Source organism: Exiguobacterium sp. KJ 601 (genome assembly GCF_027161185.1).
Lineage (GTDB): Bacteria > Bacillota > Bacilli > Exiguobacteriales > Exiguobacteriaceae > Exiguobacterium > Exiguobacterium profundum.
Genome location: NZ_JADHZG010000006.1, coordinates 44,408 through 45,861 on the forward strand (window position 1 = coordinate 44,408; position 1,454 = coordinate 45,861).

General features: G+C 46.6%; 4 protein-coding genes and 1 pseudogene. All 5 read left to right on the plus strand.

What is annotated here, in order from left to right:
* Window positions 1–97: pseudogene (locus IRJ25_RS14480) on the plus strand (type I methionyl aminopeptidase); the annotation flags it as partial.
* Between the two features lie 105 nt (window positions 98–202).
* On the plus strand, window positions 203–421 hold the full coding sequence (gene infA / locus IRJ25_RS14485; RefSeq protein ID WP_021066622.1) for a translation initiation factor IF-1: 219 nt from the start codon (window positions 203–205) through the stop codon (window positions 419–421).
* Between the two features lie 30 nt (window positions 422–451).
* Window positions 452–565 (plus strand): 50S ribosomal protein L36, encoded by a 114-nt coding sequence (gene rpmJ, locus IRJ25_RS14490; protein ID WP_003156543.1) that lies wholly within the window; start codon window positions 452–454, stop codon window positions 563–565.
* 19 nt (window positions 566–584) lie between these two features.
* Window positions 585–950: a 30S ribosomal protein S13 gene (gene rpsM / locus IRJ25_RS14495; protein ID WP_012727653.1), complete on the plus strand. Its 366-nt coding sequence runs from the start codon at window positions 585–587 to the stop codon at window positions 948–950.
* Between the two features lie 16 nt (window positions 951–966).
* The gene (rpsK, locus tag IRJ25_RS14500; protein ID WP_012727652.1) at window positions 967–1,362 is read left to right on the plus strand and encodes a 30S ribosomal protein S11; all 396 of its coding nucleotides are present in this window, start codon (window positions 967–969) and stop codon (window positions 1,360–1,362) included.
* Window positions 1,363–1,454: the final 92 nt, after the last annotated feature.

The following is a 1,454-nucleotide window of genomic DNA, read 5'->3' on the forward strand; positions in this document are numbered from 1 at the left end:
CACCGTGGACGGTAGCATGTGCGCCCACTTTGAGCACACCATCGCCATCACAGACGATGGATACGAGATTTTAACGAAACTCGATTCCGGTGAATGAGGCTCTATTGTTTCATACTGATCCGTTCTGGATCCTTCTCTCACAGTAGATGGCAATAGATCGTCTGTGCTCCTAAAGATTTTCATATAGAAAGGGGAATAAATGATGGCGAAACAAGATGTCATTGAAGTGGAAGGCACTGTTGTCGAACCACTTCCGAACGCAATGTTTAAAGTGGAGTTAGAAAACGGCCACACGGTGCTCGCGCACGTCTCAGGGAAAATTCGGATGCACTACATTCGGATCCTTCCAGGTGACCGCGTAACTGTTGAGTTGTCTCCATACGACTTGACTCGCGGGCGGATTACGTACCGTTATAAGTAACTCCGATTTTTCCAGGAGGAGGGTATACTCATGAAAGTAAGACCGTCGGTAAAACCGATTTGCGAAAAATGTAAAGTTATTCGCCGTAAGGGTAAAGTAATGGTAATTTGCGAAAACCCGAAACACAAACAAAAACAAGGTTAATTTCAGAGGAGGTGCACACATGGCACGTATTGCTGGTGTAGATATTCCACGCGAAAAACGTATCGTTATTTCGCTCACATACATCTATGGTATTGGTAAAACAAAAGCACAAGAAATTTTGAAGGCTGCTAACGTATCTGAAGAGACACGCACACGCGACCTTACTGAAGATGAACTCAACCGTATCCGTGAAGCAATTGACGGAATCAAAGTTGAAGGTGACCTTCGTCGTGAAGTTTCACTTAACATCAAACGTTTGATCGAGATCGGCGCATACCGCGGTATCCGTCATCGCCGTAGTCTCCCTGTTCGCGGTCAAAACACGAAGAACAACTCGCGTACTCGTAAAGGCCCACGCCGTACAGTAGCGAACAAGAAGAAGTAAAGGAGGGAATTGAACAATGGCGAAACGTAAGCAAAACGTACGTTCTAAACGTAAAGTTAAAAAACATGTTGAAGTCGGTGTGGTACACATCCGTTCTACATTCAACAACACAATCATCACAATCACTGATACGCAAGGTAACGCGATCTCATGGGCTACTTCTGGTAACCTTGGATTTAAAGGATCACGTAAATCGACTCCGTTCGCAGCGCAAATGGCTGCTGAAACTGCAGCGAAAGTTGCAATGGACAACGGTATGCGTACAGTAGAAGTTAACGTTAAAGGTCCTGGTGCTGGACGTGAAGCGGCTATCCGTGCGCTCCAAGCTACTGGTCTCGAAGTTACTGCAATCCGTGACGTAACTCCAGTTCCGCACAACGGTTGCCGCCCTCCAAAACGTCGCCGCGTATAATCGCTTGAGCGTGTGAGGGGTTTACCTAGCACGACAGCTTATACTTTAGCAGCTCAAACTGCACGGCAGGATATACTCAAGGAGGGGTTCAG